We start from the raw sequence: 20301 nt of genomic DNA, 5'->3' as shown, positions 1-20301 counted from the left end.
CTCGATCATCATCAACTACCTTGCGCAGGACCGCGTGCTGGGCCAGCCGGAAAGCGTGATCGGCTGGATGATCGGCCTTTACTGGGGCGGCGCGATGGTGGGCCGCTTCATCGGCTCCTACTTCCTGCGCATCTTCTCGCCAGGCAAGATCCTCGCGTTCAACGCGACCGGTTCGATCGCGCTCATCCTCATCAGCACGCTGACTACAGGCGAAGTATCGGCCTACAGCCTGCTGGCGGTGGGCCTGATGAACTCGATCATGTTCCCCACCATCTTCTCGCTCGCCTGCGAGAAGCTGGGACCGCGCGCGGCCGACGGATCGGGCATCATCAACGTCGCCATCTTCGGCGGCGCAGTGGTCCCGCTGCTCTACGGCGTCCTCGCCGATACCAGCGGCAGCCTCGCCTTCGCCATGATCCTCCCCATCGCATGCTACGCCATCATCGCAGGCTTCGGCATCTTCGCAAGAAGACCCGCCGCCGCCTGATGGACATTTCTGAAACGGACAAGATCTAAATTTGATGCATTGCATCGAAGCGCCCATCTTTCAGAAATCAGAAACGGCTTCTCAATTAATGCTCAAGCGATAGTGGGCGGTGCCATGTTGGGTCTGATTGCGGACTTCTCATCAGAAGCTCGACCTCGCCGCGTTGTTTCAGTTTTTGAAAGGTTGGGCAGGCGACTGATTTTTAGGCAATTCGGATAAAAGCACACTATCAGCAACCGGCCCCTTTTCAGACCTCCAGCTGTCCATTTTGGGGACAGATTAGGGCCTCGAAAGAGAAATTTCCCAATGATTTGGGTGCCCATTTTTGTCGTCTATGGGGCACCACTATCTTTTCTGCGGGTTTGGTTTGGGGGTTAATTACCCAGGGCCAATCCTGATCCCGGGCCGTGACCCTCGGAGCTTAGTGAGTGAGGCTTTGGCGCATCCGGTAACGTCCGTTTTCGAATTGTTCGAAATAACGATGCACTTCGGGATGGGACACTGGGCCTGCTAGCGAGTCGCCGACCAGATTTTGCTGGCTGACATATGCGACGTAGTCGTTGTCGTCACTCTCGGCGAGCAGGTGGTAATATGGTTGTTCGCGATCGGGGCGAATTTCTTCCGGAATGGATTGGTACCACTCTTCGCTGTTCGCGAAGACCGGATCGATGTCGAAAATGACTCCGCGAAAATCGAATGCCTTGTGGCGAACCACATCACCGATTGTAAAGCGCGTGCGAATGTGGCGTGGCGCTTCAAGTGTGCGGCCAGCCTGTGCGGAAAAAAACGATGCTTTGTCCATATCTGTCGAGGATATGGGATGCCTTGCCGGTCAGACAACCATCGGAGCCGCAGAATCCCCCGATTATGCGTGTGAAAGGGGTTGGCAATGCTCGCTTGCAAAGCTAATGGGCGCGCTCGCTTCGACCCGGGTCCAGGCCCATTCAAGCGCACCCGATATGCGGAGAGGTGGCAGAGTGGTCGAATGCGCCGCACTCGAAATGCGGTATACGGGCAACCGTATCGAGGGTTCGAATCCCTCCCTCTCCGCCACGTCCTAGATTCATCACAGGTCAAATAGGCTCACTCTTGCTCAGCAGCCCAGGGACTGAGCCATTTCCAGACTAAATCTGAGATCAGCTGATTTCAAATGATTCCAATCATGCTCGGAGAACTGGGGGCACTTGCGGGGGCACGAGTACGGGAAGTGGGGGCATTCTAGGACTCGCCCAATCCTGATCTCTCGAAAGGGATTTCAAATCCGATTTTCTTCAGCTCGAATGGGAACGGGCTTGAATTGTGCGGCTATCAAGTAAATTCAGCTTAAATGGCAGCAATTGGGTTCAATCAAGTTCATTTTTTGGAAGACCTGCGCGGAGCGATGAATTTGTTTCCTAAGAAGGGCGATAGAACTTCAAGAGGAAATTATTTCAAATGCTTACTGATGCCCAATGCCGGGGAGCAAAAAAAGAAAGCAAAGCCTACAAACTGACTGATGCGGATGGCCTATTTATGTACGTCACACAAACCGGACATCGGTCGTGGCGCTATCGATATCGAATTGGCGGAAAGCAAAAGCAGGTGGTCCTTGGCAGCTATCCTGAGATTTCGCTTCGGGCTGCTCGAGATCTTAGGGACGAAAACAAGCGGATCCTTCGCAGCGGGAAGGATCCGGCAATCGAGGCGAAGCGTCAAACCCGGCCTAGCGAAGAGTCTACCACACCAACCTTCGAGGTTGTCGCGCGCGAATGGCACGGAAAGCAGATCGGACGTTGGAAGGCCGTGCACGCCAAAGACGTTATCACAAGTCTTGAACGAGACGTCTTCCCGGCGATCGGCTCCCTTTCGCTGGACTCTATCGATCCGCCGTTACTTCTCACAGTTCTAGAACGCGTACAGGATCGGGGCGCGATCGAAACTGGTCACAGGCTGCGACAACGGATCTCTTCCGTTTTTGAGTATAGTATAGCCAAGGGATGGGTCATGATCGATCCTGCAGCTTCACTCGGCAAAGCACTGGAACCGAGGATCCCAGGCACGAAATGGCCGGCCGTAACTTCCATCAGTGATGCCCGAGAGGTACTTCGGACTACGGATGATGCAGAAGCAACGCCGGCGGTCATCCTTGCTTCTCGCTTTTTGGCACTCACTGGTCAGCGGCCCGGAATGGTTAGATGGCTAAGGTGGGACGAGTTGCACAATCTTGATCTCGAAAAAGATGATGATTGCCCAAGCGCAGTTTGGATAGTGCCAGCGGAGAAAATTAAGCAGGAACTGGAGCTTAGAAATGACGAGGATTTCGATCATCCTGTTCCGCTGTGCGCGAGTGCCGTTGAGGTGCTACGTACCGCCCACATTTTGAATTCGAGCAGCGAGTTTGTCTTTCCAGGTGCGCGCTCCATGCTCAAACCGATCAGTGAGAATGCGTTGAGTTATCTGCTCTCAAGAGAAGGGTTCAAAGGGATCCACGTCCCCCACGGTTGGAGAAGCACCTTCTCTACTTTGATGAACGAATGGTCGATCGATTTCGGACATGAAAGCGATCGCATGATTATCGATTTGATGCTGGCCCATCGACCAAAGGGCATTTCTGCCTCCGAATTGAAGTACAATCGGGCGAGGTTCCTGGCGCGGAGGCGCTACCTTGCCGAAACATGGTCCTCGCTGCTGATGGAGGGAGCCCCACCAGCTCGTGAAATTATCCAGGGCCGCAGAAGGCCTAAAGCCTAGGCCGACCTCCACTGCGCTCCTCCGCGCCCCGCTCGCAAAACTATCAATGACTTGGGGTGTCAACCCTTCGGTCGTGGTGAGCGAGCTTTCGAACGAGGGAGAACGTCTGCCCTGCTCGTGAGGCGTTCCGTTCGTGCGAATTCTTGCCAAATGCGGGTCAAAAGGCTGGAGTGCGGTCGCGCTGGCATTCAATGGGAGACCCGGCGCTACAAGGTGGACTACTCAGCGACAGAACGGTGATCGAACCGTGCTTGGTCATTGACCGATCGCTATCACCAGAACCCGCTTGTCCCCTAGTCGCAGGCAGAACAAATACGACACCCATTTATCCCCCATCCCGCTAACCGACGAACGCGTGTAGGTCACGCCGAGCTGGCGCTGGAGTTCCTTGCCACTCACACCATGGCGCGTCGTGCAGAACAGGTAGATCGCATAATACCAGTTAACTAGCTGCGTGCGCGTGTTTTCACGGATAGCGCCAGCGGTCGATTTCACATGGCGCCCACAGGAAGCGCAAACACAGGTGCGGCGCTTTTGAAGCTTGTGGATTGTGCTTTCCACGATGCCACACTTAGGGCAGTCGAAACGGGTGCCGCCAAACCGCACAGTCATGAAGTCTTCAACGCAAGCCTTTTCTGAATTAAAGCGCTGGAAACACTCATCAACTGAAAGGTCGGGGCTGGCGGAAGGACTATTTTTCGTGCCCCCGTTTGAAGCTAGAAACCCATACATGTGTCACGGGGAGAATCCGGCTTCAGAAATGATTTTGATCGCGGGCCGCCAAATGCGTAGTTCGGAGGGATTTTTTAGCCCAAGTTAAACAGGGTATTCTTCTATCCAATGCCTTAGTTGCCGCCGCCCTTTTCGGAGGGCGGCGGCTTAAATTCGTAGAGATTTACTTATGTGCGGCGGCTTGCAAGCCAGGCCATCACCTCGTCTTCGCGCCAGCGGTTGCAGCCCGAACTCAAGCGAAATGGCCGAGGGAAGTTCTCCTTTTTAGCGTAGCGTCGCGCTGTGGTTGGACTCACGCAGCAGTAGACGGCAACCTGTTTGATACTCAACATTTTTTCGAAATGCATAAAATTCTCCGTAGTTGTTCAGCTAGCGTAATTGCGTCGCTCACAACCTTTATAGGACGCTCGACATGCTTTCCGGTCGAGTTTTCAATTTTTTTTCCATTTCGGTCATTGTTGGGCCCGATTGACCCAAATTGCCGCGATTTTTTTGACCACATTGCTACACGGCACTGCTGAATATGGAGTTGAAGGGGGTGGTGCAGTAAAGTTACGCCTGCCAATCCTTTCCGCATACCGTCGCCTAGAAGAGGAGATCATAGCCAAGGGATCAGGTGAATTTGTTGGCCCATTCTGTTGGCGAGCGAGGCGCGGTCTAGGCCGGGCGCATCTCAAACTCGTGATACGTCAGGTATGCGCCCCACTCTCAGACATTCGAGCTGCAATTCAGATCGCCTAAAAGCGGACATTCATCCATGACCGTGATTGCGACTGCTAAGCGCGAGCAATTTGGCTCCGAGAGCATCTGAGTAGGCTCGGGTTCGCTCTATTTTTTATCGAGGCGTCGGTAGTAGATTCGTTGACCGGGATTGGCGGGATCGATCTGTCGGAAATTTTCTGCATATTGATCGATATCCTGCAACACTCCCAGCAGCATATGTGCGGTGAAGGGTTGGCCGACCGCGGTCTCGTAGTGTGCGATGCAATTGGCGATAATGGACGTTGCGTGGGTTTGCTTGACCGCTGTCTTCTGCGCTGCGTCCAGGACACACTCGCCTGCCTTATCGTAAAGGTCGACCGCCCGCGTAATCGCGTCGAAATAAGTGGAAAGGGTGCGGTTGTCGGGCCGTGTCGCATAGTCCGGCGGTACAGGAATCTGCAGCCGTGCGATGATGTAGCCGAGCTTGTACTCAAGATATTGGCGGACGAGCGGGCCCGCGAGGTCGACACTGCCTTGGTTGAGCAGCGCGGTCGCCCGCTGCTTCAGTCGGTCGGCACCTTGGCGGCTGCTCTGCACGGCACCTGTCGGCGGCATGCCTTGAAGCTTCTGGTGGTGCCAGTCCTTGGTGTTGCCTAGCCGATCGAAGAATTTCTCTAACGCACTGTCGTGGCTTAGTAGGATAAACTGGACGCCGTCGGGTTTCGCGCCGTAGCGAAGCTCTTTCACCAGCACTTCCATCAGATTGAATTGATGGCCGCCATCAAAGCTTGACGTGATGTCGTCGAGCACCATGAAGCGTGGAGGACGAGTATGCTTCACCGCAGCCGATAGAAAGATGGAGGCGGCTACCGCATTACGATAGCTCTCCGACAACACGGCGCGGGCGTTCACATTCTCTTCGCCATGGAAATCTGAGAGCGTCAGGTCGATATTCTCGCTCTTTGCGGCGCGGGCGAGATGCGGCTTTAGATCAGGCGCGCCGCGCATGATTAACGGAAACAGTGCTTTGTAGGCCGTCTCTATGTCCTTGAGACGCTCGGTCGACAGCTTGGTCTCCGCATCAGCAAAGACTTTATCGGCTTTGCCAATGAACGCCAGCCAGCGATCGATTTTCGACATGGAGGTTTCGGCCGCAGCGAGTTTCGAAGTGGCGCTATCCAAGCCAGCAAACTCGTCGCGGAATTTTTTGGCATTCTCAATTGCGCGCGCCGCCGCCGCGACAGACGGCGGCAGACTCTTCTCCAGCTCGAGAATTTCGCTCTCCAAAGCCGTGACCTTTTCGTCGCGGGCCTTGGTCAACGTTTCGAGCCGAGCCTTTACCTGCCCGATCTCCGCGGTCTTAACCGTACCCTCCTTCGCCCCCTTGAACAGCCCGTCCGCAATCTGCTCCTCGAGCGGCACGTCGAGCACGGCCGCTTTCTCGAGCTTGCTAAGCAGTGTTATAGCCGGACAGCCCATACATAATTTGGCGAGTTCGGCATCTAGCTCCTTAACGGCGTCATAGGCAGCGATCTTTTCTTCGAGCCGCGCTTTCAGGGGCGTCTCCTGCGGCAGATCGCAGACTGGGCAGCTTTCGTCGTCAGGCCATGCCGGCGCTCCGATTACAGTGGAGGCGCTCTTGAGCAGCGAGAGCAAGTCGGCATGGCCGACCTTCGCGAGCGCCTCGTCACGTTCTTTGGCGGTAGCCTCAAGCGCATCGAGCTGACCGACATGCTCTTCAGAGATGGTCAGTTCGCGCACCGCTTCGCGGTCCTGCTGCATCTTCTGCAGCTTGAGCCGGTTCGCGCTGTCGGAGCCTTCTTCTAAGGCGGCGACTGCCGCCTTGTGGTCGAAATCCTTGACGGTCTTCCCGACCATGACCTCTTTCAACGCGCCAATATCAGTCAGCACCTTGGTGACAGTTCTCTCCAGCGTGGCGCGATCGTCAATCTGGTCGAGGGACTGCCCAGTCAGTTCCGTATAGGCTTCGATAATCTTGCGCTTAGCCTCCGCAACACTGGCCTTGTGCGCGCCGATGTTCGCACTCAGCACCTTGATCCCAAGATCGTTGCGCAGCGTGGCGGTGTTGTTCGCGCCCTGGATCGCTTGGCGGAGGTTCGAATATTGGCTGAGGCCGATAAGGGCTGAAAAGGAACGGCCGCGCAGGAGAGCGGTGTTGTCGATGAAGCCGGCAAACGTCTTGTAATCGACGAGTACGAAATCCTCGCGGAGTGCATATAGGAGGTCCTCCGGCGTCGCGTAGCCGGACGGTGAGGTGACGACGCGGTTGCCATTGGCATCGCGCACGATGCGGATGGTCACATCGGCGCTGCCGTCGTCGGGTGAGAGCTTAAGTTCGATCGTCGCCGTCTTGGCTGGATGGAAGCGGTTGGCGATGTAGCTGTCGCCCTGCTCGGCACCCTGCAAGGCGGCAAGGCGAGGGATTTCCCCGTGGATCGCGAATTGGAGCGCCTCGAAGATCGAAGTCTTCCCGACGCCGTTGTTTGCGTAGATCGAGTTCACGCACTCCGGCTTGAACGAAAGTGTCAGCGGATCGCTGTCATTGTTGATGCCGCGAAAGCCTTCGATCGCAATTTGCGTAAGGAAGTAACGACTCATTTTGCCTTCTCTGCCGTGGGTAGGGCGTCGAGTGCCGCGTTCACTTTCGCGTTAAATTGAGATCGCGCGTCGCGATCTGCGCCGTGCGTGATCAAAATATCGATATTGTCGAAGAGAATCTTGGCGCATTCAGCATCAAGCTCTTCGCACGCCGCCTTAAAGATGGCGAGATTTTCATCGAAAGATTTTTGAGCTTCGAACACAAATTCCCCCAACAGCTGAAATTTTGAACTGCATATAGATCACTTCCATGAAGACTACATCGTCCCGCCGCTCGAGATATTGAATGGTGGAGCGCAGAACTCAAGCATCAATTAGGGGCGACTTCTTCCGTTCAATCGCAGCCCGTTTCGCCATGAACGAGATGCGTTGCCTCGGCCGTCCGCTTCGGCACAATTCTACCGGGCAGCCGCCATTCCCCTATCGGCCCCAAATGTGTCTCCAGAGGTTGAGAGATAGAACACTTGGCGTTCTGCTCGACACTTAGCTTGGCCGGCGATCACCCCTTCGAGATTTCCTGGTATGTCTTATTTCTTTTCTGAAACGAAGTTAAAGCTTCGAAGGCTTCGTCGGCCTTAATGCTTGGATCTAGCAATAGGTCATAGCTTTTCTTCAGTCTCGCATTGGCCTCAATTGCAGAATCCGAAGCTGCTTTCATGGTACGGACCGTGTAGTGAAGCTTGGGCGTGTCACCGTTCGCGGAGCCAAAGCGCTCAAGTTTCGATGAATTGATAAGGCCGGCCAAGATCGGATGTCGAGAAAATCTCGCGACACGATGACCCATAAAGGCACTGGCCATGCGAAAGTTTTTAGCGGGATTGGAGATCACGGCGCTCAATCGCTCTTTTCGCGACAGGCGAACGATTTGGATGCCAGAATCCATCATCCCGAGGCGCATTTTCTTTCCTGCGTTGTCGCCCATGCCGTCCTGAAAGCTCGCCGAGCCGTCTTGGTTGTTCAGAACCGGGACGACTGTGCCTAGGCCATCAAATTTTCGCTCCAGCCGCTCTATGAATGCCGAAGTGTGTGCATTTGTGGAGATGACTGCACAAACAGTGATCCTAACTCCTTGATCAGCAAGTAGACGCCATGCTGAATCCAGAAAGCACATTATCGGTAAGCCCGAACTGTCAATGCCCGCGCCGAGGTCGAAGATTATTGCATCGTGATTCAGCGCCGGTCGTGAAACCCAATCGGGCGCAGCGGTTGCTGCTGCGCTCCAGTCGAGCTTGATTACATTTTCTTTCCCCACGCGCCTCAACAAGCCGCGATTGCTGTCATCTACATCGACCAGGCCAACACTTAGCCCGCTCATTGACAGTGCTGCCTCAAGGCAATCCGCAGTTTCTGTTTTGCCGCTCCCACCTTTTGGGGTCGTGACGATAAATATGTGTTTCAACCGGTGCGACTGCGGAGGAACAGGAATCCCATCCACCCTTGATGTCCTCATTGTCATTCCCCGTCGTCCACCCAGCGCTGACTGTCGAAGAGGCCAGCATTAGGTTCGTTATGCTTGGCGCCTGCATCCTTGACCGACTTTCTCGACACTTGGCGAGAATTTCGCAGCGAAGTGGAATTAACGCCCTTCTCACGACAAAGGCGCTTGTACGCGCTTTCGACAGCTGAGACCGAAACGTTATCATCATGCTGGAGAGCAACTGCGATATCGCTCCAAGGCATGCCGCGCTGCCGCGCCGCTCGGATTTCGTCGAAGGTAGTTTCCACGCGGCCGATTACGGACTTGAGTCCTCTCGTGCGCTTGATCGGTTGAGACAAGGCCTCGACCGCGCCCTTTTTCCATTTCTTGGCGTTCTCCATTTCGGCTCCTTAAATTGAAATTCAACCTTTAGTGGAGTACTTGCAGAACATTTTCCAGACGTGAAAGTTATATTGGAATCAATTGAGTGCACGATACTTAATATGACACAAATTGATATCGATTGAATGAGGGCGATAAATAAGTTGCTTGCAAAATACTTTGCATGATGCATTCGTAACTTCATGTCCTGTATTAAATTCGTCGAAACTCGCGACATCAGCGTGCAACTTGCGATACGGCCGTGTCGGGCTCTTGCTTACGTTCGTGCGCTCGAAGCAGTTGGGCGCGGGGATCATCGAGTGCGGGGTTCCGCGCCGCTCGCTTGGACGGGCATTGCGTTACTCAACACGTTGATTGCGGCTACGACAAAGTCGGTGAAAGTGACCCCGCGCGAGCAATTCAGGTGCAGGGACTATCGATGGAGCTTTGCTGGATCGATGGCTCGGCACTTCCTAGAAATTCGACGGATCGAATGTTTCGCTCAGGAGCGACGTCATGTTGGCTGGAAAGTATGTCCCCTTGTCGTAGCGATGGGCTGGCTCGTTGACGTTGCCATCGACTGGCCCAGCGAAGATTTCCGCGCGGCGAGAACGAGGCTCCTGAATCTGAACTTTGACCGTGGACCGGCTGTGGTCGGAGCCACTGTTCAAGATTGTCCAACATCGTCAGTTGACCGGATCATCAGGGCCGTGCTGGCGGTGGAGATGTTTGTTCGATGCAGGCTCTTTAGTCGCTCGCGTGACTTGCTTATTCGCAGCATGGCGACAGCTTCCAGGCCTAGAGGTTTGACCGCTGCATGCCTGTCCCCGACAACTTCCGCACGAATGGCTCAAGGCCGCTTTAACAGCGGTAATGAGGAAGCCGGGCCGACCGGTCCCCTGCCCGGGAATTATGAGGAAAAAGATAAGCAGGATGGGGCATGTACACATGCCCGAAAAAAACGCGCTCGGCGGAGAGCCTTCTCGCACGTTGAAAGGGGAGGGTGATGAAGCGGTCGCAAACGCCAAAAGCGGCGCCAACCAAGACAATTCCGGTTCGGCTGCCGATCAATGAGATCGCCCGTATTGAGAAGGAGGCTGCGGCAGCGGGCTTGTCCCGATCCGGGTTCATTGCGGCAGTGCTTCGTGACCGCGAGCCATCACCATACCCCACGCTTGCCATGCTTGGGCAGGTCATTGCTATGCGCCAGTTAGTGCTGAATACACAGACGGTCACAGATGATCAGATCGACCATCTGACGCAACTCGTCGCAGACCTTGCCCGCCTGACGACCGGTGAGATTTCAAAGCTGTGATAGGTAAAATCATCCGCATGAATCGAGGCCGGAATTTCGACCTTTCCCGATCTCGTAACATTGAGAGAGTTCAGCGCCTGCGAGAGCCAGTTGTCGCTCTCACGCGCTATATCATTGACGCGGATCCAGATCGCATGATTGGTCTTGCTGACGATATCGTGTCGCTGTCCGACTATTCACTAGCCATTAGAAATGCTGGAGTAGATCCAGGTGAAAAAGTCGAGGCTTTTGGTGCTAGAAACCTGGTCGGGGAGGATCTCGGACTTTGGCAGGCCCAAATGTTGGCCGTGGCATCGAGCGCAAGGCGTGTCACGTCTCCGCTCCTTCACCTCATTCTGTCGGTACCTGAAGATGAAGAATTTACTGCCGTCGAGCGTGACCAAGCGATCGACATCGTGTTGCAAACTTTGCGGCTTGATAGATGTCCAGTTGTCTGGGCGCAGCACTCCAACACGCGCAACCCTCACTTGCACCTCGCCATCGTCCGAGTTGACCCTGTCACCCAGAGTGCTGCTGGCTCCGACTGGCTCGTCGAAGACCTTCATCAATCGCTCGCGCTCATCGAGGAGAAACAGGGGCGACGTCGAGAACCGAACAGTCTCTACGTTGCGCGTGAAGGCGCGGTGTTCGATGCTGAAACCAATGCGATGGTGCGGGATGCGAGTGGCCGCTACATTACCGACTGGTACAAGAGCAAAGGCAAGAAGAGGACCCTGCTCCCTGGTGAGTTGCTCAATCTCCGCGCTGAGCTGATTTCAATCGCTAATGAGGCGCAGAGTTGGTCTGAACTTCACCAGTTGTTTGCGGAGGCTGGCGTGAGATATGACTCCGTTGGCAGCGGAGCCCGGATTGGTTTTGGCTCCGCATCTGCGAAGGCGTCGAACGTTCATCGATCTCTGGCACGTAAAGCTCTGGAAAAGCAGATAGGCACTTTCGAGCCGGACATTGCGCGCATCGACTCTGCATACGAGGCCTTCCGATGTCAGTTCGACACCCAATTGCGCGACTTGCGCCGTGCCCGTGATCTCGCCTGCGAAGATCTGAAAGCCTGGGAAAAGGCTCTGTTATCGGCTTTGCGTGCCGGTGAGAAAGCCAGAGTCCGAGAAGCAATCAGGCTGGAGGTCGCAGAAGCTACGAAGGCACTTCGCTCTGCTTATAAGACAAGCATCAGGAAATGTACCGATCAACGGCTGTCACCAGAACAGTGGCATGCCGCTGGCAAACCCGAATACCAAGAGGTCCAAGCTCCCATAGCATTGTATGCTGCGAGAGAAGATGGGGTGGAAGGGGTCACTGATCGCTCACTGTCGCTAAACACCCGCAATCTTGAGTGGAGTACAGATTATCGCGATGACGAGGGTGCAACGCTCTTTACCGATCACCGCGTCATAATAATCGTGCATCAGCCCAGTAACGAAAACGCGGTCGATAATGCTCTGTTGTTAGCTGCTGCCCGCTGGGGAGATGTTTCACTGCAGGGGCCGGCTGCCTTTATCGACTTTGCATCTGCGCGTGCTGCTGCCCTGGGGGTAAGGGTAATCCATCCAGACGGCTTCCAAGCAGATGCTGTAAATGATCAGGAAACAGTGCCCGTGCCCGGCAAAGCCACTCCTTCAGGAGGTAAGGTCGAGCATGATGCCAAAGAGCGAGAGGTGGACCGGTTCATCCAGGCCCTCGAAAAATTTGATACATTCGCAACGCGGCGGAGGTACAAAACTTCGGGAGATGAACCTTACTATAGGCACGGACCCCTGGAGATTTTCACTCGAACTAGGACGGATCCGAGCAAGCTCGATAAGGCGTTGTTCGACCCGCATCCTCGCCTTCAGGAATTCTTGGAAAAGCAGCGGAAGAAAACACTCGAAAAATTTGAGAAAGCTATCGAAGGCGTGCAGCTTGAACGTGTTCCCGGCACTGCCAACGAATTGTTGGAGCAAATTGAATGCGAGCCAAGATTGCAACGGGCCGTTAATGCCATGGCTGCGGATCAAGACTTCCAAGAGATGTTACGGTTGGTCCGTGAACGCATGATAGAAAGGGACGCTACTCGACAAAACAAGAGAGCCTCGGCCCGAGGACTAAAATCGAGTTCATTTGGAAGCCGAGATAAGGCACCGGAAGAGAGCGGGTATAGTCTCGAGCAGCTTAGAAAGATCGTCGAAGGTACTGGCCCGGGTGGCCGAGGTTAATGGCGCATGGGTTTGACACTCGTTGCATGTGTCCCGGCTGGTGAGTGGCAGTTTTGGGGCGTATTGTGTTGAAAAACTCGGCCTGACCCGATCCGCAGCCGATTTTCCGTAATAATGATTCAACGGGAGAAGGCGTCTTGAAGTAATGATGCGGGCATGAGCTCTTATGAGTTTTAATATTTCCCGCCAAAGGTGCCTGCGGAGTTTTTCAACACAATGGGGCCGTGAGCGGTCGGGCTGCTTTTTTGGCCGCGACGCGAGTTAGCCGACATTCCGCTGCCGACCCTGATCGCGTGGATCGCCCTCTAAAGGTCCCGCCACCTCAAGCCGTCGACCACCAGCCTGAATGCCGCCGAACCATGACGCCGGTGCGGATAGTAGAGGTAATAGGGTGGCAAGTCCTCGCTCCAATCAGCCATCACCCTCTGCAGTTTGCCGGACGCCAGATAGTCTTGCGCCTGATCCAGCGGCAGGTTCGCGATGCCCAGGCCGGCCAGCGCTGCGTCCCTGATAGGGGCGAGGGCGTTGAACGCCAGCTGTCCGTCCAGTCGGACGTGAACGGCCTTCCCGTCCTTCGCCAACCTCCATTCGTAAAAGGTGCCCGAGGTCGGCATCCGCAGGTTGAGGCACGTGTGGTGGCTGAGTTCGCGCGGGGTCGATGGCGCCGGGTTCCGCCGGAAATATTCCGGTGAGCCGACGATCGCCATCGGGATCGACGGTGATATCCGCACTGCGATCATGTCTTTCTCGACCTGCTCGCCAAGCCTCACCCCCGCGTCGAATTGGGAGGAGACGATATCCTTGAGACCGTAATCCACCTCCATCTCCACCTTGACGTCGGGATTGTCCGGAAGGATTTTCGCCAAGGCCGGTATGATGAACTGCCTCGCGGCGTGCTCCACCGTCGTGATGCGGATCGTGCCTGCGGGCTTCTCCTTTGTTTCGCTTAGAGCCTCGATACTGGCATCCAGATCGCGCAGCATGGGCGACAGGGTGGAAAGCAGTTGCTCGCCAACTTGCGTGGGCGCAACGCTGCGGGTCGTGCGGGCCAGCAGCCGCAATCCGAGTCGTTCTTCCAGTCGCCGCACGATCTGGCTCAGTGCCGATTGGGACAGGCCCAACCGCTTCGATGCGCGCGTGAAGCTTCCTTCTTCCGCAACGGCGGCGAATGCGGCGAGGTCGGCCATGTCATCCCGCCTCATTTATCACCTCATTGATAAGGCCAAGTGAAATTCAGTGCCTAATCGAATTGACGGTCGTGGTCTATGTTGGCTTCAACACAACCAAGGAGACGTCACATGACCTCGATATCGAAAGAACGCATGGAAACAGCCCTGAAGCAGCAAGAGACGATCTCTGCCGAAGACCACGAGAAGGTAAAGGGCCTCGCGAAGCTTGTGATTTCACCGCGCAGCTTCATCTTCAAAGACCCGGACTATTACGGCATCGAGGGGTGGGAAGACCTCACCATCCTCCTCGGACGACGGAACGCCGCTAGCGGCGTGGTACATGCCTGCCAAGGGCGGAGAGAGTGACAAGCTCATCATCTTCAACCACGCCCTGCCAATGTGCCGGGCCGGCTTCCCGGGCCATTTTGGTGAGCCGTGGAGCAATCTCGACGATTCCGAGATCGACTTCGTGATCCAGTACAAGCACCTGACCGATGCCGGTTACAACGTGCTGACCTACGATTTCCGCAACCACGGCCAGAGCAGTGCCGCGAACGGCGGTGTTTCCGGGATCGGTCAGTGGGAATGGCAGGACTGCGTGGGCGTGAAGAAATTCGTCGATGCACACCCGCGTCTTGGAAAAATGAAGGTCGCGCTGTTCAGCCAATGCCTTGGCGGCGTGTCGCAATATGCCGCGATCACCAAGCATCCCGAGCTGTTCGAGAACGTGCTCTGCATGGCCAGCCCGCTGGTCCCGAACATGACCTCGATCTTCCAGGCATTCGGCGAGTTGCAGGGTATCGAACAGTATCAGGAGCTGATCGATCTCGAGCTGCTCAAGCTCGGCGGCTTCCCGGCTGCAGACATGTCCGGTGCACTCTGGGCACCGGCGGTCAAGATGCCGGTGCTGATGTGGCAGGTGCGCGACGATGCATGGACCAAGAACCCCGAGGACGCGCAGCGCACCTTCGATCGCCTCGGCACCGAGGACAAGGAAATGATCTGGATCGAGGATACCACCCGCCGCTTCCGTGACGGCTACAACTGGTTCGGTCGCAATCCCGAGAAGGTGCTGTCCTTCTTCGAAAAGCACTTCGCCGAAGCGCGCGTCCCCGAACCTGCGGAATGATTGGGAAAAGGGCCGCTGCTTGCGGCCCTTTCCTCTTCATAGCCCTAGGCGACTATGGGGCCGTTTGCAGACTGTCAGCTCTCAGGGCTGCATCTTGAAAAGCGGACTCCCCAACCTTGCTTCTCGTGCCCCGGTGTCAGTGGAACCTTTGGGGCACTGGTCTCGGCGTTCTTAGCGCCAGCCCTGTGCCCGGGCAGCCCTTTCGCCGTCTGCATCGAGAGCGGTCCCCGAAGCCATCTCCTGCGCGAGTGCGAGTAACTCACCGTCGCCTGCACCTGCCATGCGGTAGTCGGTAGTGGCGCCTTCGCTACCTTCGCCGAGCGCCTCTAGCCTCCAGCCCTCCTCATCACGGCAGGCGATCCCACCGCCCGTGCTGCCGCTGAAGGCGCGGCAATACTGACCCTCCTCGGTGCGGAAAGAAAGAAGTACGCGTGTTTCTTCTGCCGGCGACTGGCTGGCAACTAGGGTGTCTTCGAGCACGGCGGCGAGCTGTGTATCGGCATAGGCCTCCATCTCGCCACTCGATCCGGGAAGAAACAGTGCGACCGCCAATGAGGCTGCCAGCGCCGGTCCGGCAATCCAGCCCCAGTGCGGTAGGCGCCGACGGGTCTCCCGCCGTTGGGCGGCAGCGAAATCAGCCACATCTGGTTCCTGCGATTTGGCGAGCATCGCCACGAGCCGGTCGGGCACGGGTTGATCGAGCACCGGTGCATAGTGCTCGGCGAGCATTGCCTTGAGCGCCTTGTGCTGTTCCACCTGCCGCTCGAGGTCAGGATCTGCCTTTACGGCGGCGGCGATTTCCGCTTCGCGTTCTGCGGACAGTTCCCCGTCGGCAAAGGCAGTTAGATCTTCCGAGGAGATGGTCACGTCGCTTCTCCCAGCATAGCCATCAACGCATCGCGCCCGCGCACGAGGCGCGAGTTGAGCGTGCCTACCGGGCAGCCGACGATCTCTGCGGCTTCCTTGTAAGCATAGCCTTCGACCATAGCGAGCAGCACGGCCTCGCGCTGGTCGCCGGGAAGATTTTGCATGGCGCGATCGACATTGCTCAGTTCAACCGCGGCCTCCTGCGCGCCGTCTCCGCCGACCCTGACGCCTGATTCCTCAGCGACGAAGGTTTGCAGGCTGCGGGTCGTTTTGCGCCCCTCGTCGATCCAGATATTCCGCATGATCCGATACATCCAACTGTCGAGCCGCGAGCCTTCTTCCCAACGGGACCGGTTGGAGAGCGCGCGTTCGATCGTCATCTGGCAGAGATCGTCACCGTCGTGCGGGTTGCCGGATAGCCCGATCGCGAAGCGGCGCAACCGGGGCAACAAGGCCAGCAAGTCTTTCTCGAACGATGTATTCAGTGTCTCTGCCTTCCAGGGATTAAACGGACGAGTGCACGCGTTTCATCCATGCTTAATGCGTTTTATCTGATGAGCGAGACCTTGATGCGAATTTTCACTCTGCTTTGTGCCGGACTGGTCCTCCTCGCCGCGCCACTTACTGCGCAGGTTGCCTTACCGCGCGTTCAGTTGCCGCAGGTGGGACCGGTGGTGCGTGGTACGCTCGACACGCTCGATGAGACGCGTGCAGATCTGCAGCGTTCAATAGAGAGACTCGCCCGTCAGCGCCTTCGAAAGATCGACCGACTGGTGCAGCGCAATCCCGACGCAATAGAACTCGATGCCGCAGGCGAACCTGCTCGGAAAGGCGAACTGCTGGTTATGGATGTCTCTGCAGCGGACCTCGCCCCCGCTCTCGACGCAGGGTTCATCCTGCTATCCCGCGAAGAGGTGGAGGGGCTCGGCCTGTCCCTCATGCGAGTGGGCGCTCCGGCAGGCATGGAACTGGCCGAAGCGCAGGAAACTCTCATCCGTCTCTTGCCTAAGGCGCAAATCAGCACGGACAACCTCTACTTTCAATCGGGTAGCGCAAGCGGTCCCATACTTGCGGTTTCGGCTCAGGGTTCCTCGACCAGCGCCGCTCCTGTCGGCATGATCGATGGTGCACCGGGAAGCTCGGTCAAGGTCGCGGAGACCCGTGGCTTCGCAAAGGGCGCGCCCTATCCCAGTCATCACGGCAGTTCAGTCGCGTCGCTTCTCGCCCACGCGGGAGCAGGCACGATCCGGGTCGCGGATGTCTATGGAACTGACAAGGCGGGTGGTAATGCTCTGGCGATGGCGAAGGGCCTTGGCTGGCTGGTCTCGCGCGGCAGCAAGGTTGTGACGATCAGTCTCGTCGGGCCGCGAAATACGGTTCTAGAACGGGCCATCCGCGCAGCTCAGCGCAAAGGCGTGGTCATTGTGGCGGCAGTCGGCAATGACGGTCCCGCTGCCCCGCCAGCATACCCGGCTTCCTATGAAGGAGTCGTGGCGGTAACCGCAGTCGACGGCAAGCGCCGTGCTCTGATCGAGGCCGGTCGTGCACTCCATTTGGACTACGCCGCTCCTGGCGCCGACATCTATGGTCGCAATGCCAAGGGCAAGCGCATCAGGCTGCGCGGCACTTCTTTCGCTACTCCGCTGGTCGCCGCCCGCGCAGCGAATGCGATCGGAAAGGGCCAAAACTGGCGCAGCGTACTCGATGCCGAAGCAATCGACTTGGGACGCAAGGGCGCCGACGACACCTATGGCAGGGGCCTAATCTGCGCCGCCTGCACCGGGCGCTGAAAATTTTTTTATCGCGCATATGGATTAAGCGCCGCAGCCCACCCGTTTCCCCTTCGAACGGATGCACCGCCCCCTCGCATCCGCAATCGGAAAGGAACTCATGATGAAGTCTCTTCTACTTACTGCTTCGGCATTCGCTTTGTTTGCAGCCCCGGCCCATGCGCAATTACTGGGAGGCGGCGGTGTCACGGGTTCGCTCAATGGCGCCGTCGGCTCGACCCTGCGCGGACCGACCGAGACGCTGCGCCCGGTAACCCGCAGCACGGTGCGCGGGGATGCCGCCACCCGCGGTAACCAGAATGTCAATCGAAAGAACGGCAGCGTTGCCATCAACCGCAGCGTGGACACCAGCCTCGATGCGAATACCAATCAGCTGCTAGGCACTCCTGCCGGCGAGGCTTCTGGCACCGCCTCCGGCTCGGCTAATGCCTCGGGTTCGGGCACCGCAAACGCCCAGCTTATTGGCACCGATACCGTGAGCAGCGTCGTTGGTGATGGAGCAAGGAAGGCAAGCGAGACGGTTTCGACCGTAAGAGCCACCGCAAGCTCCGCCGTCGGCTCGGCCCGCGATCGAATGGCGGGCGCAACCGACCAGGTTGGAAATGTAGCTGGATCGGCTAGCGGCGCGGCTTCGGGCGCGGGAATGATCGATAACGGTATGCTCGCCCTTGCAGGCAGCGGCGCCGCTCAAGGTGAAGGCGCCTTCGCGGTCGCACCCGGGATGCCCGTTCAGGTTCCCTCGGGCGAGCAGCTCGGTACCGTCCGCGAGATCTTGGCAACGCGCAGCGGTCAAGTGCGCCAGCTAATCGTCGAAACCAAGAACGGCCTCACCACCATTCCCGCCGGTAGCCTTTCGGCCAGCGGCAACGTGCTGATCGCTGGCCGTGCCAGCGGAATGGCATCCAGCGAGCGTCCCGCCGAGGCAAGCGGCACCGAATAAGTCGCAGCCCCGGTAAACGAAGGCCGGACTCCTAGACGGGTGTCCGGCCTTTTCCCAACTCCACGGCCTTCCGGTTCATCACAGCCAGACCAGCCGAAAATATCGGAACATGGAGCAATTCATTATGCGGATCGCGCAGCTAACGCTCATCTTCTCATGCTTGAGCTTTCCCGCAGTGGCACAAGAATCCACCACGATTGCAGACGAAAGTCAGGGTCCCGAGAGCGACATTACGTTGCTCGCCGGGTCGGATTACGTTTCAGGGGAAGTGAACAGTCAGGACTACGAAACCTTCACTGTAAGCGCCGGTATCGCCGCGCAATCCGGTCGCTTCTCCTTTGCTGCCTCGATCCCCTATGTTGTTACTTCAGCTCCTGAAGAACTGATCATCAGCAATGGCGGCGTGCTAGGAACTCCGCTGCTTTCGCAGCCATCTACGCAGACGCGCCGGGTAACCCGCGAGGGCGTTGGGGATCTCGTTTTGCAAGGCGGATACTCTGTACCACTCGGGAGTGTGAACGCATTCATCGGGGCAAATGTGAAAGTCCCGACAGCCTCACGTGAGAAAGCGCTAGGCACAGGGGAGCTGGATTACGGCGTAAGCGGTCAGGTTTCTAGGCAATTTGGGCAGGTGATCCCCTTTTTGACCGCTAACTATACTGTGATCGGTGAGCCCGAGGGGTTCGATGTTCGCAACACCTTGAGCGGAAGTGCGGGCAGCCAATTTGTTCTAGGCAACTCAAGTTCGGTAACATTGGATTATAACTATGAACAGTCAGCCACACAGAGTGTCGAAAGTCACCAATCCGTGGGCATCGGCTTTGATACTGGCATCTCTTCTGATCTGCGACTGGGCATCAATGCGCGCGCCGGGTTGACTGAAGACGCTCCCGACGCACGAATAGGCGTGAGATTGGGTATAGGGTTCTGATCACTATAGGCTTTTGGTAAGTCAGGAGAGATCGAGAGAGATCAAGATTAAGTTGTTTTGCAACTCGCCAGCTACTTCCAACTCAGATGTTCCGTTTTGGGGCCGATTTCGGACTGACCGGTTTTGGCAGCGGAATGGACTTAGCGGACGTTCATTTGCGGCATCGCGCTGAATGTGATCGCCCTTATGTCCGTGATTGCAGTGACCTCCGCGCCGGTTCTAAGCGCAGTGCGGGTTGCCGACACTGAACCCCCGTTTTCAAAAATGCATGGTCGGCGCGCGGGCCCCTTTCGACCTACTTGTTCGTTATAGCGTTGGCCGACTTACCCGGCCGCACCATCTAGGAGGTGATCATGCCCAAACTAGCTCTTTACGTGCCTTTGAAGGCCAAACCCGGCAGGGAGAGTGACATCGCTGCTTTCCTCAAGTCGGCACTCCCGCTCGTGCAAGACGAGCCCGGCACGCTGACATGGTATGCGATCGAAGAAGGCCCCGGCGCTTACGCCATCTTCGATACCTTTGACACTGAGGAGGATCGACAGGCTCATCTCGACGGTAAAGTGGCTGCTGCACTAATGGAAAAGGCGGAAGATTTGTTCGCCGAGCCGCCTCAGATCCATAAGCTCACGCTTCTAGCCGCGAAATAGGGCGCGCCCGCCGGTCCTGTCATTTCGATTTGATGTCGAAGCAACGGCTGCTTGTGGGTTTAACCGCTTCTGCCGAGTGTAACTGCTGTAAAGGCACGTTGATGGCCAGCCATTTTTGGGCCGTTTCCGGAATGTCGGCTGTGAAGCTCCGGACAGGGCAAAGCTGACGGTCCGTTGGGTTTCTGCCTCGGCCAGTAGCCTCTCTTATTTTACACCAGACATGCCCCGCCACATTGCCGGCAAAATTCGCCGGTCA

At 56.8% G+C, this 20301-nt stretch carries 19 protein-coding genes, 1 tRNA gene and 1 pseudogene; 11 read left to right on the top strand and 10 right to left on the bottom strand.

Going from position 1 to position 20301, the window contains the following annotated elements:
• Positions 1–487 (top strand): MFS transporter (locus AC13CE_RS00550; protein ID WP_482971126.1); only part of this gene is annotated, 487 nt, incomplete at its 5' end.
• Positions 488–908: 421 nt separating this feature from the next.
• Here AC13CE_RS00550 and hspQ read toward each other — a convergent pair.
• Positions 909–1289: a heat shock protein HspQ gene (gene hspQ / locus AC13CE_RS00545; RefSeq protein ID WP_482971125.1), complete on the bottom strand. Its 381-nt coding sequence runs from the start codon at positions 1287–1289 to the stop codon at positions 909–911.
• A gap of 161 nt (positions 1290–1450) precedes the next feature.
• Between hspQ and AC13CE_RS00540 the strand changes: the two genes are divergently transcribed.
• Together AC13CE_RS00540 and AC13CE_RS00535 are read left to right on the top strand one after the other, a co-directional pair.
• Positions 1451–1540, top strand: a tRNA-Ser gene (locus AC13CE_RS00540).
• A 381-nt stretch (positions 1541–1921) separates the two neighbouring features.
• A complete protein-coding gene (locus AC13CE_RS00535) occupies positions 1922–3217 on the top strand; it encodes a tyrosine-type recombinase/integrase (protein ID WP_482971124.1) in 1296 nt (431 codons plus the stop codon).
• A 357-nt stretch (positions 3218–3574) separates the two neighbouring features.
• On the opposite strand, the pseudogene AC13CE_RS00530 reads toward AC13CE_RS00535, so the two are convergent.
• From AC13CE_RS00530 to AC13CE_RS00505, 6 genes and pseudogenes are all read right to left on the bottom strand, one after another.
• Positions 3575–3949: pseudogene (locus AC13CE_RS00530) on the bottom strand (transposase); the annotation flags it as partial.
• 167 nt (positions 3950–4116) lie between these two features.
• Entirely contained in the window at positions 4117–4281 is a 165-nt protein-coding gene (locus AC13CE_RS00525) for a helix-turn-helix transcriptional regulator (RefSeq protein ID WP_482971127.1), read from the bottom strand.
• A 496-nt stretch (positions 4282–4777) separates the two neighbouring features.
• Positions 4778–7270: an ATP-binding protein gene (locus tag AC13CE_RS00520; protein WP_482971123.1), complete on the bottom strand. Its 2493-nt coding sequence runs from the start codon at positions 7268–7270 to the stop codon at positions 4778–4780.
• On the bottom strand, positions 7267–7485 hold the full coding sequence (locus AC13CE_RS00515) for a hypothetical protein (RefSeq protein WP_482971122.1): 219 nt from the start codon (positions 7483–7485) through the stop codon (positions 7267–7269). Before AC13CE_RS00515 ends, AC13CE_RS00520 begins: the two co-directional genes overlap by 4 nt.
• A gap of 284 nt (positions 7486–7769) precedes the next feature.
• Positions 7770–8705, bottom strand: coding sequence for a hypothetical protein (locus tag AC13CE_RS00510; RefSeq protein ID WP_482971121.1), 936 nt, complete (start codon positions 8703–8705; stop codon positions 7770–7772).
• Between the two features lie 17 nt (positions 8706–8722).
• Positions 8723–9088, bottom strand: a complete 366-nt coding sequence (locus tag AC13CE_RS00505) for a hypothetical protein (RefSeq protein ID WP_482971120.1) — start codon at positions 9086–9088, stop codon at positions 8723–8725.
• Between the two features lie 986 nt (positions 9089–10074).
• Between AC13CE_RS00505 and AC13CE_RS00500 the strand changes: the two genes are divergently transcribed.
• Positions 10075–10383, top strand: coding sequence for a hypothetical protein (locus AC13CE_RS00500; RefSeq protein ID WP_482971119.1), 309 nt, complete (start codon positions 10075–10077; stop codon positions 10381–10383).
• On the top strand, positions 10380–12572 hold the full coding sequence (locus tag AC13CE_RS00495; RefSeq protein ID WP_482971118.1) for a relaxase/mobilization nuclease domain-containing protein: 2193 nt from the start codon (positions 10380–10382) through the stop codon (positions 12570–12572). Before AC13CE_RS00500 ends, AC13CE_RS00495 begins: the two co-directional genes overlap by 4 nt.
• A gap of 305 nt (positions 12573–12877) precedes the next feature.
• Here the strand turns inward: AC13CE_RS00495 and AC13CE_RS00490 are convergent, their stop codons facing one another.
• Positions 12878–13759: a LysR family transcriptional regulator gene (locus AC13CE_RS00490; protein ID WP_482971117.1), complete on the bottom strand. Its 882-nt coding sequence runs from the start codon at positions 13757–13759 to the stop codon at positions 12878–12880.
• A 111-nt stretch (positions 13760–13870) separates the two neighbouring features.
• Here AC13CE_RS00490 and AC13CE_RS00485 point away from each other — a divergent pair, with 111 nt between their 5' ends.
• Positions 13871–14107, top strand: a complete 237-nt coding sequence (locus AC13CE_RS00485; protein ID WP_482971116.1) for a hypothetical protein — start codon at positions 13871–13873, stop codon at positions 14105–14107.
• Positions 14082–14870, top strand: a complete 789-nt coding sequence (locus tag AC13CE_RS00480; protein WP_482971115.1) for an alpha/beta hydrolase family protein — start codon at positions 14082–14084, stop codon at positions 14868–14870. The genes AC13CE_RS00485 and AC13CE_RS00480 overlap by 26 nt, the downstream gene beginning before the upstream one ends.
• A 171-nt stretch (positions 14871–15041) precedes the next feature.
• Here AC13CE_RS00480 and AC13CE_RS00475 read toward each other — a convergent pair whose 3' ends face one another.
• Entirely contained in the window at positions 15042–15737 is a 696-nt protein-coding gene (locus tag AC13CE_RS00475) for an anti-sigma factor (protein ID WP_482971114.1), read from the bottom strand.
• On the bottom strand, positions 15734–16198 hold the full coding sequence (locus AC13CE_RS00470; RefSeq protein WP_482971113.1) for an RNA polymerase sigma factor: 465 nt from the start codon (positions 16196–16198) through the stop codon (positions 15734–15736). The genes AC13CE_RS00475 and AC13CE_RS00470 overlap by 4 nt, the downstream gene beginning before the upstream one ends.
• Before the next feature lie 93 nt (positions 16199–16291).
• On the opposite strand from AC13CE_RS00470, the gene AC13CE_RS00465 reads away from it, so the two are divergent.
• The 4 genes from AC13CE_RS00465 to AC13CE_RS00450 all read left to right on the top strand — a co-directional run bounded on the left by AC13CE_RS00465 (position 16292) and on the right by AC13CE_RS00450 (position 20045).
• Positions 16292–17527 carry a S8 family serine peptidase gene (locus tag AC13CE_RS00465; protein ID WP_482971112.1) on the top strand — a complete coding sequence of 412 codons (1236 nt, stop codon included), beginning with the start codon at positions 16292–16294 and terminating at the stop codon, positions 17525–17527.
• 100 nt (positions 17528–17627) lie between these two features.
• On the top strand, positions 17628–18467 hold the full coding sequence (locus tag AC13CE_RS00460; protein ID WP_482971111.1) for a hypothetical protein: 840 nt from the start codon (positions 17628–17630) through the stop codon (positions 18465–18467).
• A gap of 124 nt (positions 18468–18591) precedes the next feature.
• The gene (locus tag AC13CE_RS00455; protein ID WP_482971110.1) at positions 18592–19398 is read left to right on the top strand and encodes a hypothetical protein; all 807 of its coding nucleotides are present in this window, start codon (positions 18592–18594) and stop codon (positions 19396–19398) included.
• 353 nt (positions 19399–19751) lie between these two features.
• A complete protein-coding gene (locus AC13CE_RS00450; protein ID WP_160683805.1) occupies positions 19752–20045 on the top strand; it encodes a putative quinol monooxygenase in 294 nt (97 codons plus the stop codon).
• Positions 20046–20301 lie beyond the last annotated feature (256 nt).

Source organism: Qipengyuania sp. B-5, assembly GCF_056857815.1.
This window is presented reverse-complemented; position numbering and strand designations above follow the sequence as displayed.